Source organism: Caballeronia sp. dw_276 (genome assembly GCF_018449635.1).
Lineage (GTDB): Bacteria > Pseudomonadota > Gammaproteobacteria > Burkholderiales > Burkholderiaceae > Caballeronia.
This window is the reverse complement of sequence record NZ_JAAVUV010000009.1, coordinates 68,201-82,437: the sequence shown is the minus strand read 5'-3', so window position 1 is coordinate 82,437 and position 14,237 is coordinate 68,201. Positions and strand designations below refer to the sequence as shown.

Genomic DNA, 14,237 nt, shown 5'->3' with positions numbered 1-14,237 from the left:
CGTGGAGAACCGAGTCCTGATCCTCGCCCCGCGCGGCCGAGATGCCGATGTCATCGGCGAACTCCTAACCCGCGACGGCCGCAAATGTGTTGTATGCAAAGACGCGGCCATGCTCAACCACGAACTGCGGGCGGGCGCGGGGACGGCGCTGATCGCGGAAGAAGCGCTCTCCGACGATGCCATGCCGCAGCTCTTCCAGTGGCTCGACCAGCAGGCGACGTGGTCCGACTTTCCGCTGATCCTGCTCGCCACGAAACGCACGGAACGGCGTCCGAAACACGCGCTCGAGTTGCTCGAAAAACTCGGCAACGTGGTCGTGCTCGAGCGGCCGCTGCATGCCGACACGTTGCGACGCGCGGTTGCGTCATCGTTGCGCGCCCGGTTGCGGCAATACGAGGCACGGCGCCAACTAGTGGAGCGCGTTGAATCGCAGGAAAGGCTGCATCTCGCGCTCGCGGCCGGCCGGCTGGGGTCGTGGGAACTCGATGTCGAGACCGGTGCGCTGCGATCCACCGAGGCGTTTCGCAAGATCTTTGGGCTGAAGGTGCCAACGGTCGACTATGCGCAGCTCGTTGAGGCCATTCATCCGGAAGACCGCGAGATGCGCCACCGCGCGCTCGAACGCTGCATCGAGGAGAACACGAATCTCACGCTCGAATACCGGGCGGTCTGGCCGGATGGATCGGTGCACTGGGTCGAGTCGCGCGGTCATCCGATGCGAACCGTCAACAACGCGACGGGCGCTGCGACGACGCGGATCATTGGTGTATCGCTTGATGTCACTGACCGGCACGAAGTGAACGAAAAGATCCTCGCAAGCCAGCTCGTGGTCGAGCGTCTGAACAACACCCTTGAAAGCCGGATCGCCGAGCGCACGCAGGAACTGGCGTCGGCGAACGATCGCCTCATGAAGGAGATTAACGAACGCGCCAAGGTCCAGGCCGTGCTCGTACAGGCGCAAAAAATGGAAGCGCTCGGCCAACTGACGGGCGGTATTGCGCACGATTTTAACAACCTGCTCAACGTGATCATGGGCAACGCTGAACTGATCACGCGCGTAAGCCACGACGAGCGTGTCCAAAACATGGCGCGGACCGTCAAGCGCGCAACCGAACGCGGCGCCAAGCTTACCGGCCAGTTGCTGACGTTTTCGCGCAGCAGCAATTTGGACTTGAAGGCCATCGATGTCATCTCGATGCTGCACGGCATGCGCGACATGCTGGCTTTATCGCTGGGAACGGGGATTCACTTCGGCACCCGTTTCGATGTCGATGAGGCCTGGACCGACGCCGATGCCAATCAGCTCGAACTCGCCGTGCTGAATCTCGGAATCAACGCGCGTGACGCCATGCCCGACGGGGGCGTGCTGACCATTCACGTGAACCTGCGCAGCGCGCCGGACGAAACGCTGCCGGCGGGGCAGTACGCGGTGATCGGCGTAAGCGATACCGGCACGGGTATTGCGCCGGAGTTGCTATCGCGCGTCTTCGATCCGTTTTTCACCACTAAACCAGTGGGCAAGGGCACGGGACTTGGCTTAAGTCAGGTGTACGGTATTGCAACGCAGGCCGGCGGCACAGCGCGGATCCACAGCGAAGCAGGCAAGGGCACGACCGTCGAACTATGGCTGCCGTCGCGTGAGCGGCACGTTGCCAATATCGCCGTGCCGGAAGCTTACGATGAGCGTTCGGACGGGCATCAGCGGATTCTCGTGATCGAAGACGACGTCGACGTGCGCAGCTTCCTGGTCGACTGTCTGAAGATGCTCGGCTATACCGTGACGGAAGCGGCGCAGGGACGGCTTGGCCTTGAGCGCTTGCATGCCGACAATCCCGACCTCCTGATGGTCGACTTCGCGATGCCCGGCATGAACGGGCTCGAAGTGATATCGGAGGTGAAGCGCACGCATCCGCAACTGCCGGTGATCCTTGCGACGGGATACGCGGACGTGGATGTATCGACGGAACGGGTCGATGGATACTCCGTGCTCAGGAAGCCGTTTCAGATCGGAGACCTGGCGCGCACCGTGAAGGCCGCGTTGATGAGCACGCCCGCCTGAGTAAATGACGGCGATTGGGCTAGCGCCGTTGAGATGTCACGTCCCAGTTGATGTCCACGCACAGCACTTCGAGCCCGCGCGGGGTTGACGCGGCAATCGATGCCGTCACGCACAAGTGCGCTTCGTTGATGGAAAGATACGGCGCGGTCAGATGAACGCGATGGGGCGTGCGCAGCGCCTCGATGAAATACGGCCGGCGTTCCCAACTCGCGCCCTCCGAATGCAACAGCGGCCTGAAACGCTTCGCGCGTTGCGATGCACGTGCCGCCGGCAAGATGTTGTCGCCGATCTGGCGGCCGGAGGCATCGAGCAGAAAACAGCGCGCCGTTTCGTGAAGTTGCAGCAGGCCACGCGTGGCATCGGCGAGACCAGCGCTCTCCACCAGTTGCGCTGCCGCGCTTTCAAGCGCGCTCACGTAGGGCGCGAGCCGCGCCGATTGCGCCCGCTCGCGCGCGGCCACGCGTTCACGCGATGCAGCTGACAACGCATCCATCACCCCTTGCGCCGCTTGCGGTTTCACGGCTTCCACGCTCGGGCCTGCGAAGTACGCGCCCTGCACGAAATCGACGCCGCATTCGAGCGCGATCAACGCATCGCGTTCGGTGCTCAGGCCGCCCATCAGCACGAGCTGACCAGACTCATGCAGCAGCGAAACCAGTCCCGGCAACACACGTTCGATATGCGAATGCTCGCTCGCCTGTTGCAGGATGCACCGGTCCAGTGTCACGATATCCGGCCGCAGATGCCACACGCGGTCGATATTTGAGTGCTTCACACCGAAGCCGTCGAGCGCGATCAGGAAGCCCGACTTGCGCAACGAATCGATGATTTCCGCAAAGCGCGTGGTTTCGCCGCCTGCTTGTTCGGGCACTTCGAGCACTACGCGTTGCGGCGGCAGCCCGACATTTTTCAGCGATGCCAGGAGCGCGTCGCCGTAGCTCGTGTCCATCAACGCGGCTGGATGAAGGCTCAGGAAGAGCCATTCGTCGTTGCTATCGAAAGAAAAGAAGTTGCCCAAATGCAGCGATTCGGCAAGACGTCCGAGTTCCAGCAGGTCGCCGCGCCGGGCGGCCTGTGTGAAGACTTCATGCGATGGCACTTGGCGGCCCGTATCGTCGCGCGCGCGCAGTGATGCGTGATATCCGATGGCGCGCCGGTGCGATACGGAGAATACCGGCTGGAACACGCTGAACACGGTGTATTCGCCGTACAGGACGGTGCGCCGCGAGCCATCGTCGCCCGCGATAGGGCGGGGCGGTTGAAAGCGCGGAGGGTCGATATCAACCATGCTCATGGTGTAGGGGGCAGGTGTTCAAGCGCATCTCGAGGTCAGAGAACATTGGGCAGCGCCAGTTTATAGGATAGGACCCCTCCCGGAAGAGCAAGAAATATGCGCATTTAGCGCTGATCCGGAAAGGCGGCCTCAATAGGGCCGCCCGGGAAGGTGGAGCCATTGAGCAATGGGGTGGCGTTTTTGTATGCACTTTTCTAGTGCCGATTCAATTTCCATCGCACTTGTTCGGGGTTTTTCGATGGCGCTCAATGGAGCGAGAACTGGCGATGCGACCGGACAAAACGCTGGGGTCCGTATAGGCTACCCACATTAGTGGTGAAGCGTGTGGGTAGCCATCGACGCGAAGCAGTGGCGCCTGTTCGGGTTATTTGCCGAGCGTGCTTTTCGGGGACCAACCAGTCAGGATATGCCCGCTTGGGACCTTTGTGAGCCCGTGGCGAAAGGCTTTTTCTTTGCTTCGTTCCTTCGTCGCCGAGGGACCAGGATATATAGGGTCCCGCTACGGACAAAGGCGAATAGTGCTGCAGAGAATAGCTAACAAGGATCGCGCGAAAGCCCTAAAAGCAGGATTCCGGCCAAAAATACTTAGTGCGCCTCAGACGGATCCGTCTCCGTACTCTTCACTGCACGGATCTCCGGCGCAAGCTGCGCAAAAATCCACGCCGACGCCGCTGTGATGATTCCTACGCAAAGGAACGTCGCGTGAAAAGCGGGAAGTGAGTTCGTTTCCGTAACTTTCGGCAGGAGCCCGGTGAAAGTCGCGAGAACCGCCCCGGCGATGGTCACGCCAAGACTCATCGAAAGCATCTGCACGAGTGAGAACAAACTGTTGCCGCTGCTTGCGCCGCCCGTGCCGAGATCCTTGAGCGTAAGCGTATTCATCGCCGTGAATTGGATGGAGTTGACGCCGCCAAAGAACGCGAGCTGGATCAACCGCACCCAGAGCGGCTGCTCGGCGCTAGTGAGCGAAAAACTCGCCATGGTCAGCCCAACCAGTACCGTATTGACGACCAACACCCGCCGATACCCCCGCGCCATGATCAGCTTCGTCACAATGCGCTTCGATACCATCCCCGCCGCAGCGACGGGCAGCATCATTAGGCCGGCTTCGAAGGCAGAATAACCCAGGCTCACCTGCAGCAGCAACGGCAACAGGTATGGCATTGCGCCACTGCCAATACGCGCGAATAGATTGCCGAGCAAGCCGACGCTGAACGTATGGATCTTGAAGAGATCAAGCGAAAAGATGGGTTGCGGCACGCGCACCGCGTGCAACCCGTAAGCGACAAAACAAGCAAGGCTGAGCACCAGCAGCACAAGCACAATGGCATGCTGCAAGCCGAGATCGGCTAGGCCATCGAGCGAGATGGTCAGCGCCACCATGCCAACGGCGAGCAACAGATAACCGGCGAGATCGAAGGGCGCGGTGGCGGGATTGCGGCTGTCGGGCATGAAGAGCCGCGTCGCGATGCAACCGATCACGCCCACCGGCAAGTTTATCAGGAAGATCCAGTGCCACGACGCAATCTGCACGATCCAGCCGCCAAGCGTCGGCCCGATAAGCGGCCCAATCAGCCCGGGAATCGCCACAAACGACAATGCCGGCAAATATCGTTCGGCGGGAAAGACGCGCAGCACGGCAAGGCGGCCGACCGGCAGCAACATGGCGCCGCCCACGCCCTGCACCACGCGGTAAATCACGAGCTGCATAAGCGTATGGGCATTGGCGCAAAGCAGCGAACCAATGGTGAAGATCAAAATGGCGCTGAAGAACACGTGACGTGTGCCGAATTTATCGGCGAGCCAGCCTGAGAACGGGATCACGGTCGCCATAGTCAGCGAATACGCGATCACAACGCCCTGCATGCGCAGCGGCGCTTCGCCGAGGCTTCGGGCCATCGCAGGGAGCGCTGTGTTGACAATGGTCGAGTCGAGCGTCTGCATGAAAAAGCCGGTAGCGACGAGCCACAGCATGATCGTGAGCGCCTGCGGAGAAGGGGAGGCGGTAACGTTCGATCGGATTGTGTCGGGCATGGGGGCGGCCGGCGGAAGGAGTGACGTGATTTTACGTGGATGCACGGGCCGCGGCGGGCGTATTGCAGAAGCAAGGCTTTGAAACACAACACGCCCGGGCGGTGGCCACGGGCGCGCAGGCGATTCCAAAAAAAATTTCGATCAGCTCAGGTATGCGGCCTACGGCCGATCTGCCGCAGGTACACGCCCATAAGTATCCTCAAAGCGCACGATATCGTCCTCGCCTAAATACGTGCCTGACTGGACTTCGATTAGCTCAAGTGGGATCTTTCCAGGATTGAGCAAGCGGTGCGTTACACCAAGCGGTATGTAGGTCGACTGGTTCTCGGTGAGCATAATCTGCTGCTCGCCGTTTGTGACCATTGCGGTACCCTTCACCACGATCCAGTGTTCCGCGCGGTGATGATGCATTTGCAGGCTGAGCTGCGCGCCGGGATTCACCTCGATGCGCTTGACTTGGAAGCGCGAACCTTGGTCGATACCTTCGTAGGATCCCCATGGTCGCACAACACGCCGATGCGTCACCGACTCTGTACGTCCCGATGCCTTCAGCCGCTCGACGATCTTCTTTACATCTTGCGTGCTGTCGCGATGGGTTACCAGTACCGCATCCGCTGTTTCCACAATGACGATGTTGTCCAATCCGATTGCCGCCACCATTCGATGTTCTGCGCGAATGTACGAGTTGCTCACGTCCTCGACAAGCACATCGCCAAGTAGCGCGTTGCCCTGGGCGTCGCTTTGCGCGATTTCCGCAAGCGCCGTCCAGGAGCCGATATCGTTCCAGCCAAGATCAGCCGCCGCAATCACCGACGCGCGATCAGTGCGCTCCATCACCGCGTAGTCCACCGATACATTCGGGCAATCCTGGAACGCGCCGGCATCGAGTCGAACGAAATCGTAATCGTGTTTGGCAAGCTCCAGCGAAAGTGTGGTCTGACGCGCGATTTCCGGCTCGTATTTGCGCAGCTCGTCCATATAGGTCGAAGCCTTCAAAAGGAACATGCCGCTGTTCCAGTAGTACCCACCTTCGTTGATGAAGCGTGCAGCTTTCTCTGCATCCGGCTTCTCGACAAATTCAGCGACGCTGAACGCGCCTTCGTTCGCACCAATGTTCGATCCACGGCGAATGTAGCCATAACCTGTATGCGGTTCGGTCGGATCGATGCCGAACGTCACTAAATAATCGTGCTTCGCCACTTCGGCCGCAGCTTCGGTGACGCGGGCGAATGCTTCCTCATTCAGGATCACGTGATCCGACGGTAGCACGAGCAACAACGCGTCCGGCGATGAGCGAAGCGCGAGCAAAGCCGCCACTGCAATAGCAGGCGCGGTATTGCGGCCGACCGGCTCGAGGACAATGGCTGACGGGACTGTGCCCGACTCACGCAGCTGTTCGGCCACGAGAAACCGCTGCTCGTTGTTTGTCACTACGATAGGCGCGGTGATACCCAAGATTCCATTTAAGCGCAATGCCGTTTGCTGCAGCAAGGTTTTGTCGCTCGTCAGCTTCAGGTACTGCTTTGGATAACCGCCTCGCGACATAGGCCACAAACGCGTACCGCTGCCGCCGCACAAAATGACTGGATGAATACTCATTCAATTCCCCTCGGAACTATCTAGTTGCGCAATTCTGCTTTAATTACGCAGGTGACGTTTAAGTTCGTGTTGCTCGACTTTTTTTAGGAACAGAGGCGGGCCGGTTAAAAAAACCCGACGATCAACCCGTTCGCCTCCAGGGATGACGCAACAGCGCTCCTGCACATCTTATTCGATCGCTTTGCGTCAAATGTAAGCCGCATTACATCAGGCGCCACGACGATTCGCCGGAAATTATTAATACGGAGGCACAGCCTTGAATTTCGCCCTAGATTCCTGTGAGACGCTCTGGCGCCTTACAGACCGTGATCTCGATACGTTGCACTACCTCACGCTTTCCGGAGACGAGCGACAATTGCCATCGGTGTACAGGGTGTGCGCGCTGGCGTCGGCGAGCATTGGCGCCGCGGCATTGGCCGCCGCCGATTGCTTCCGGCAGCGCACAGGCCAGATGCAGCAGGTCGAACTCGATGCCCGCCGCGCGGCAATCGCGTTTCGCAGCGAACGCTATCTGCGCATCAACGCCGATACCGCGCCCGAGCTCCGCGACCCGCTGATGGGCTTCTACGAAACCCGCAACGACCGATGGATTCAGCTTCACACGAACTTCAAGCATCATCGTGATGGCGTGGTCAAGCTGCTTGGTTGCGCCAACGATCACGCCGGCGTCAGCGAGGCGATCCGCCACTGGGACGGCGCCGCGCTCGACGAAGCCCTTGCTGACGCCGGCCTGTGCGCCGCGCTGATCCGCACGCCCGACGAATGGTCGATGCTGCCGCAAGCCCGCGCGATCGCCGAAACGCCGCTGCTCGAAATCACAAGGATTGGCGACGCTCCACCCGAAGCGATTGGCAGCGGGAAGCGGCCATTATCCGGCGTCCGGGTGCTCGATCTGAGCCGCATCATCGCGGGTCCGGTGGCAGGACGCACGCTCGCCGGACACGGTGCGGATGTCCTCCTGATCAACGGTCCGCATCTGCCGAATATTGCGCCTTTGGTCATCGATAACAGCCGCGGCAAGCGCTCCGCCACCATCGATCTGCTCGATGAAGCCGGCCGCACCACCCTGCGCGCGCTGCTGAGAGACGCCGATGTCTTCCTGCAGGGCTACAGGCCCGGCGCGATCGCCGCCAAGGGATTCAGCCCGGAGGACGCCGCGCAAGAACGGCCGGGGATCGTGTACGTATCGGTATCGGCTTATGGGCACAAGGGGCCGTGGTCAGGGCGCCGTGGCTTCGACAGCCTCGTGCAGTCGGCGAGCGGCATTGCGTGGACCGAAGCGCAGGCCGCTGGCCAGACGAACCCGCGCCATCTGCCGTGTCAGGCGCTCGATCACGCGACCGGTTATCTCGCGGCGTTTGGCGCGATGACCGCGCTGCAGCGACGCGCCGAGGAGGGCGGAAGCTGGCATGTGCGGGTGTCGCTCGCGGGAACGGGGCGCTGGTTGCAATCGATGGGTTTGATCGAAGATGGGCAGAAAATCCGCGATCCGCAAATCAATGACGTCAGGGATGTGCTTCAAACCGTGGAATCGCCGTTCGGCTCGCTGACGCTCACGCAAGCACCTGAGCGCATGCTGCTCACGCCGCCGTTCTGGGCCTCGCCGCCAGTGCCGGTTGGTACGGATGAACCGCGCTGGATGTGACTACTTCCGCAACTCCGCAACGAAGTCGTAGTAGTCGTTGCGGCAGTAGGTATCGGTGAGTTCGATTGGACGTTGATCCGCCGTGTAACCCACGCGCGTGATCAGCAGCAATGCATCGTGTGGCGCGATGCCCATTTGCGTGGCGATTTCATCGCTGGCATTCACCGCGCGAAAATGCTGCAAGGCCCGCACGATAGACAGATTCCGCTGCTCGAGAAAGCTGTAGAGCGAATCGCCCACGGCTTGCGGATCGGGAATCAGCGCTGCCGGAAAAGTCGAATTCTCGACCGCCATGACAATGCCATCGGCCGTTCGCAAGCGCCGCAAACGCGCAACGGCCGCTGCCGGCGATAACCCCAGCTGGATCACTTCATCGCGATTCGCGGGTTCGATCACGCGCGAAAGCCACTGCGATCCTGGCGTGAAACCGCGCCGGCGCAGCATTTCGCTAAAGCTCGACAAACGCGAAAGCGGGTCTTCGTAGCGCGGTGTGATGAACGATCCCGCGCCTTGCGTGCGCCTTATCAGTCCTTGTTCGACCAAGAGCGCGATGGCCTTGCGCGATGTGATCCGCGATACCCCCAGCGCCTCCGACAACACACGCTCCGAGGGCAGCGCTTCGCCGGCGTTCCAGCGGTTATCGTGGATCGCGTTGCCGAGCTTGCGGGCGAGTTGCAGGTAAAGCGGAGTGTCGCTGTCCGGGTCCGGGCGCAAGTCGCGCCAGCGGTCTTCCGATGTGGAGTTCATATTGCGCAGGAAGTGAGGACCAAGCGGCGATTCTAAGACAAGGAGCGCAACGGCGGTTCTGTTTCGTTCGTAAGCGGAAACCTTCGGGCAGGGTGGCACCTCACAAAGCGCCTCGTGGCCAATGCAAAACGTCCGCCGAAGCGGACGCCTTTTAACGCATGGCGCTCATGTCAAAACCGTCAGGCGGTCGCCGCGCCGCCGAGTCCGCGCCCGGTGCGCATATACAGCGCGACCGTCAGCGCCACGCCCGCCGCCGAAGCAATCGCCGCAAACAAGTAGACGGAGCTGAAGCCGAATTCCCCGGCGACATATCCGGCGAGCGGCCCGGTCACGCCCAGCGACAAGTCGAGAAACACCGAATACGCCGATAACGCCGCGCCCCGGCTAGCCGGCGGCACGAGCCCGACGGCCTCGACGCCGAGCGCCGGAAAGATCAGCGCGAAGCCGAAGCCGGTCAGCGCCGCGCCGGCCAGCGCGAAGGCGGGATCGGCGGCAAGCCAGAGCATCAGCAGGCCGACGCACTCGAACGCGAACGACACAATCGCGACGCGGAAACCCCCAAAGACCTTGATGGTATTGGCAAACAGCAAACGCGCGCCGACGAACATCGTGCCGAACACGGTCAGCGAAAGCGCGGCGTTCGGCCAGTTATGCGCGGCATAAAACAAAGTGATGAACGTGGCAATCGAACCAAATCCCGCCGATCCCAGCGCGAGCCCCATGCCATGCGGCAAGACGCGAAAGAACACGCTCCTATACGACATGCGCTCGCCGTGAACCACGGGAACCGGGCCCATCCGCGTGGCGAGCCAATAACCGATACCACCCAGCGCAATCACGAACGCCCCCAGCGATGCAAACCCGAGCGTGTGCTCCATCGCCACGCCGAGCGGCGCGCCAAGCGCGAGTGCGCCGTATGTTGCGATGCCGTTCCACGAGATCACCCGCCCGCTCTGACTCGGCCCGACCCGTCCGATACCCCACGTGATCGCGCCCGTCCCGACCAGACTTTCGCCGAACCCAAGCACCAGCCGGCTCACGATCAACAACGCCAGACTCACCGAATGCCATTGCTCGGCGAGTGCGGCGCACAATAACAGCACGCCGCTGATCGCGCAGGCGGTCAGTCCGCGCAACACGGTCTGCTTTGGACCGATGCTATCGGCGGCGCGCCCCGCGAGTGGGCGCGATGCCAATGTCGCGAAGTACTGCACGCTGATCGCCACGCCCGCCATCACCGATCCATACTCGAGATTCAGATGCACGAAACCCGGCAGCACCGCGAGCGGAATGCCGATTGTCAGGTAGCAAATAAACGTGAAGACGACGACGGCGACAATTCGCCCGGTAATGGCGAGATCGGCGCGGCGGGACAACTGGGCTTCGGTGGACATTGGGGTAAGTGCGGGGTTGATCTTACTGAAGAAGCGTGATTTTCCCATAGGTTTGGACACGCTGTACAATGTAGCGAACATTGCTGTGAATACTTAATTAGCCCCAAGCCGCATCCAGGAAGGCTTCGCGGCTTTTTTGCATCTCATTAAAATTTGCCGCGAGGCGAGTACAACGGGCTGAAGAGGAAGTTCTTACCGGTCCAACTCTCGCACGGGCTGCCCGGTCAGCTCCCGCGATACATCGGTCATCAGCGCTTGCAGCCACGCGAGATCGGTCGGGCGGCTGACATCGGGCAAGCACATCAAATAACTTTCGATGGGCGGAAACTCGATTGGCGACTCCATCACCACCAGCGGCAAAAGTGCCGTGTAGTGCAGGGCGAAGCGGCGCGTCGCGGTGAAAATCAGGTCGGATTGCAGCAGCGTTTGCGGCACCAGGCCAAAGTAGGGGAGCGTGGCGACAATGCGCCGTTTGATGCCGGCGCTCGCCAGGCCAATATCGATGGGATGCCGTTTCGCCCCGCTATAAGCAGTCGGCGCCAAGTGCGCGGCGAGTGCATAACGCGCGGCCGTCAGCGGTTCTCGCGCAAGCGGATGGCCGCGGCGCATCAGGCAGACGAAGTGATCCGTGAAAAGCTCGCGCCGTGCGAAACGCGGTTCCGGGTTTTCCCAGTTGGCAACGACCAGATCGAGGTCGCCGTCATCGAGCGCGCGTTCGTGATCGAGCGTCGGGCTCAGCGATTCGATTTCCAGCCGCGCATTCGGCGCGGCGACGCGGAATGCGCGGATCAACGTCGGCATGAAAAAGTCGTTCAGATAATCCGGCGCGGCCACGCGGAACGTGCGGCGCGAGGTGGCGGGATCGAAGATCCCGTGCGGCGTGGCGACAAATTCCACTTCGCGCAGCGCGCGCTGCGTGGCGGGCAAGAGCGACGCGCCGTATTCCGTCGGCACCATGCCCTGCTTGCCGCGCACGAGAATCGGATCGCCGAGGAGGTCGCGTAGACGCCGCAACGCCGTGCTGATCGCTGGCTGCGTCTGGTTCAGGCGCAGTGCGGCCTGCGTGACGCTGCGCTCGGTCAAAAGGGTTTGAAGAACGCGAATCAGCCAGATATCGAGGGAATCTGTCGAACTTGAATCAGCGGAGTCGGCGGGATCGTTCATTGGCGAGGCGTTCGGGCGGCCCCATCAGAGCGCGCTCATACACAAAAAAACATGGCGATGCACGCCGAAGCCGCTACGTTAAGCCCGCCCGAACCCGCACGCCATAGCGTGGCCGCTATGCGCGGGATAGGAACGGCCGCCTTCACCCCGGCCAGCCGTGCTTTTACATTTGCGGCGCGGTCCTTGGCAGGTTGCTGATGCGCTGGACCTCCGCCGCCTCCAGCCAGTTCGGCGACCGGGCCACGTAAAGCACCATCGGCAAGGTGTCTTCGCCCCAGAACAGTTGCTGGTTCACCACGAAGGTCGGAACGCCGAACACGCCAAGCTCGATCGCGCGCTCGACGTTCGCCTGCAGCGTCGCCTTGACGTCGTCGAGTTCGATCATCTTCGCGCCGTCCGGCAAACCGACGTGACGGCAAAGGTCGTCGAAACCTTCTTCCGTGGACGGATCGCGGCCCATTTTCCAGATGAACCGGAAAATCTCGCGGATACAGCCAATTTCCCCGCCCGATGCCACCGCAAGCCGCAGCGCCTTCGACGAATCGAACGGATGCGACGGCGGCATCTTGAACGGAATGCCCAGTTGCTCGGCCCGGAACAGCGCGTAGCGATACATGAAGACCCGCTTCGGGGGAATGGAGCCTGGCATTGGCTGGCCCCAGTGCTTGAGCAACTTCAGGTAATCGATCGGCAAGACCTCGAACGGCATGTTCGGCCACTTTTCATGCTGTTCCAGCAGCAAATACGAAAAGGGAGAATTGAAATCGAAAAAAAAGTACGGCTGGCGCGGATCGGTGGAAGGCGAGGCGCTCATTTGAATCTCCCTGGCATTTCGATGCCCTTCATGCGGCACCTGTAATTCAGGTTACCGTCGTTTCAGCTTTCGATATTACGTTGTGTGCTGAACGCTGTCTGCCTGCGCGTCGAGCGCGGCGCTCTGGGCGAGGGTCAGACGCTGCCGCACGAAGCCGATATGTTCCCGCAACACATAGAACTGGTCCGCGTAGGCGAGCGGCATTTTCATCTGGTTGACCTTCCCTTCAATGTCATCGAGCCGCTCGATCAGCGCGTCGCGCTGGACGGTATCCGGGTCGGTCATCGCTTCTCGTTCGATTGCAATTAACGCGCCATAGATCTTGTAGATGCGCGATCTCACGCGCCACCGGTAGAGCCCAGGCACGAGGCGAAAGCCTGGAATCAGCACCACGATGATCGGCACCAGCAGCACGATCACGCGGTCGGCGAGACTTGCGATCCAGAAGGGCAGCGTTCTATACAGGAAGCCTTTGCCTGATTTGTAATAACGCTCGGCGTCGTCGCTGATGCGGAATTCGTGCGAAAGCGGCGCGGGGAATTCGTTGGCCGACTGCATCAGGTTGGCGCGGCCGTGGACCTCCTTCGCCGCTTCGATCAACAGATCGGAAAGCGCCGGATGCAAACCGTCCCGCGCGATCAGCTCGGCAGTGGGCGCGATCAGGCGAATCCGATGCTCGGGCAGGTTTTTCGCGAGATCGAAGGCGCCCATCGGCAGGTTGAGGACTTTTAGGTATGGGAAGCGGCGAGCGTAGGCATCGGCCTGGGTGAAATCGAAGAAACGGATGCCCGTTGTCCTGTACAGCTTGCCCATGGTCGGCGGCTGCGCCGAGTCGCCGGTGAGAAACGCGGCGTCGATGCTGCCGTTCGAAAGCGCGGCGGCGGCCTCGTCGCCCGCGAGCGGCAGCAACTCGGTGCTGCCACCGGGCTCAATGCCGTTCGCCTTCAGCATCGCGAGGGCCAGCGCGCGCGTGCCGCTGCCTTCGGTGCTGATGGCAAGGCGCTTGCCCTTCAGTTCGGACAAGCGTGTCAACACCGGTCCGCGATAAAACACGGCCAGGGGCACGTACGCCACGCTGCCGAGCGAGACCAGGTCCTCGTGTTTATCGGCTGCGGTTGGCGCGGCGCCCGGCACGCCGGAAGCGGCCGCGGCCATCCCGCCCTGCACGAAACCGACATCGACGTTCGAGTTCGGGTCTTCGAGCTTCTGCAGGTTATCGAGCGAACCTTGCGATTCCAGCACGTTCAGCGTGATGCCGTTGCGCGCAAGAATCTTCTTGTACTGCTGAGCGTTATTCCAGAACGAGCTGCCCTTCGTCCCCGCCGACATGGTCAGCGTATTGGGCGGCGCGGGCTGGATCAGCCGCACGGCAAGGTAAATGGCGGCCGCGCTCACGAGCAGGATCGGGCCGAACGAAATCGCGAGGTCACGCCACGAGATAGCGACGAACCGCGCCATGGAAGGCGCGATGCGCCGGGCACGCGGTT

At 61.4% G+C, this 14,237-nt stretch carries 10 protein-coding genes; 2 read left to right on the top strand and 8 right to left on the bottom strand.

Translation table 11 applies throughout. From position 1 onward, the window contains the following. The first annotated feature begins 1 nt into the window (after nt 1). The gene (locus HB633_RS19630; RefSeq protein ID WP_346730342.1) at nt 2–2,059 is read left to right on the top strand and encodes a response regulator; all 2,058 of its coding nucleotides are present in this window, start codon (nt 2–4) and stop codon (nt 2,057–2,059) included. Nucleotides 2,060–2,078: 19 nt separating this feature from the next. On the opposite strand, the gene HB633_RS19625 is transcribed toward HB633_RS19630, so the two are convergent. From HB633_RS19625 to HB633_RS19615, 3 genes are all read right to left on the bottom strand, one after another. Continuing rightward, nucleotides 2,079–3,353, bottom strand: a complete 1,275-nt coding sequence (locus HB633_RS19625) for an EAL domain-containing protein (protein WP_213779857.1) — start codon at nt 3,351–3,353, stop codon at nt 2,079–2,081. Between the two features lie 585 nt (nt 3,354–3,938). Beyond that, nucleotides 3,939–5,387 carry a multidrug transporter subunit MdtD gene (gene mdtD, locus HB633_RS19620; RefSeq protein ID WP_213779856.1) on the bottom strand — a complete coding sequence of 483 codons (1,449 nt, stop codon included), beginning with the start codon at nt 5,385–5,387 and terminating at the stop codon, nt 3,939–3,941. Nucleotides 5,388–5,546: 159 nt separating this feature from the next. After that, nucleotides 5,547–6,986 carry a mannose-1-phosphate guanylyltransferase/mannose-6-phosphate isomerase gene (locus tag HB633_RS19615; protein ID WP_213779855.1) on the bottom strand — a complete coding sequence of 480 codons (1,440 nt, stop codon included), beginning with the start codon at nt 6,984–6,986 and terminating at the stop codon, nt 5,547–5,549. Between the two features lie 319 nt (nt 6,987–7,305). Between HB633_RS19615 and HB633_RS19610 the strand changes: the two genes are divergently transcribed. Then, on the top strand, nt 7,306–8,631 hold the full coding sequence (locus HB633_RS19610) for a CoA transferase (RefSeq protein ID WP_255581036.1): 1,326 nt from the start codon (nt 7,306–7,308) through the stop codon (nt 8,629–8,631). Here HB633_RS19610 and HB633_RS19605 read toward each other — a convergent pair whose 3' ends face one another. The 5 genes from HB633_RS19605 to HB633_RS19585 form a co-directional block, all read right to left on the bottom strand. Beyond that, nucleotides 8,632–9,378: a GntR family transcriptional regulator gene (locus HB633_RS19605; RefSeq protein WP_213779853.1), complete on the bottom strand. Its 747-nt coding sequence runs from the start codon at nt 9,376–9,378 to the stop codon at nt 8,632–8,634. A gap of 179 nt (nt 9,379–9,557) precedes the next feature. Continuing rightward, on the bottom strand, nt 9,558–10,772 hold the full coding sequence (locus HB633_RS19600; RefSeq protein WP_213779852.1) for an MFS transporter: 1,215 nt from the start codon (nt 10,770–10,772) through the stop codon (nt 9,558–9,560). Nucleotides 10,773–10,964: 192 nt separating this feature from the next. Then, a complete protein-coding gene (locus tag HB633_RS19595) occupies nt 10,965–11,936 on the bottom strand; it encodes a LysR family transcriptional regulator (protein WP_213779851.1) in 972 nt (323 codons plus the stop codon). A gap of 163 nt (nt 11,937–12,099) precedes the next feature. Further along, nucleotides 12,100–12,750: a 2-hydroxychromene-2-carboxylate isomerase gene (locus HB633_RS19590; RefSeq protein ID WP_213779850.1), complete on the bottom strand. Its 651-nt coding sequence runs from the start codon at nt 12,748–12,750 to the stop codon at nt 12,100–12,102. A 75-nt stretch (nt 12,751–12,825) separates the two neighbouring features. Continuing rightward, a complete protein-coding gene (locus HB633_RS19585; protein WP_255581035.1) occupies nt 12,826–14,208 on the bottom strand; it encodes a TAXI family TRAP transporter solute-binding subunit in 1,383 nt (460 codons plus the stop codon). Between the last annotated feature and the right edge of the window lie 29 nt (nt 14,209–14,237).

Excerpts from the sequence above, each read along its gene's own strand:
- mdtD (WP_213779856.1), bottom strand. The coding sequence starts at position 5,387 with ATGCCCGACACAATCCGATCGAACGTTACCGCCTCCCCTTCTCCGCAG.
- HB633_RS19625 (WP_213779857.1), bottom strand. The coding sequence starts at position 3,353 with ATGAGCATGGTTGATATCGACCCTCCGCGCTTTCAACCGCCCCGCCCT.
- HB633_RS19595 (WP_213779851.1), bottom strand. The coding sequence starts at position 11,936 with ATGAACGATCCCGCCGACTCCGCTGATTCAAGTTCGACAGATTCCCTC.
- HB633_RS19600 (WP_213779852.1), bottom strand. The coding sequence starts at position 10,772 with ATGTCCACCGAAGCCCAGTTGTCCCGCCGCGCCGATCTCGCCATTACC.
- HB633_RS19585 (WP_255581035.1), bottom strand. The coding sequence starts at position 14,208 with ATGGCGCGGTTCGTCGCTATCTCGTGGCGTGACCTCGCGATTTCGTTC.
- HB633_RS19615 (WP_213779855.1), bottom strand. The coding sequence starts at position 6,986 with ATGAGTATTCATCCAGTCATTTTGTGCGGCGGCAGCGGTACGCGTTTG.
- HB633_RS19605 (WP_213779853.1), bottom strand. The coding sequence starts at position 9,378 with ATGAACTCCACATCGGAAGACCGCTGGCGCGACTTGCGCCCGGACCCG.
- HB633_RS19590 (WP_213779850.1), bottom strand. The coding sequence starts at position 12,750 with ATGAGCGCCTCGCCTTCCACCGATCCGCGCCAGCCGTACTTTTTTTTC.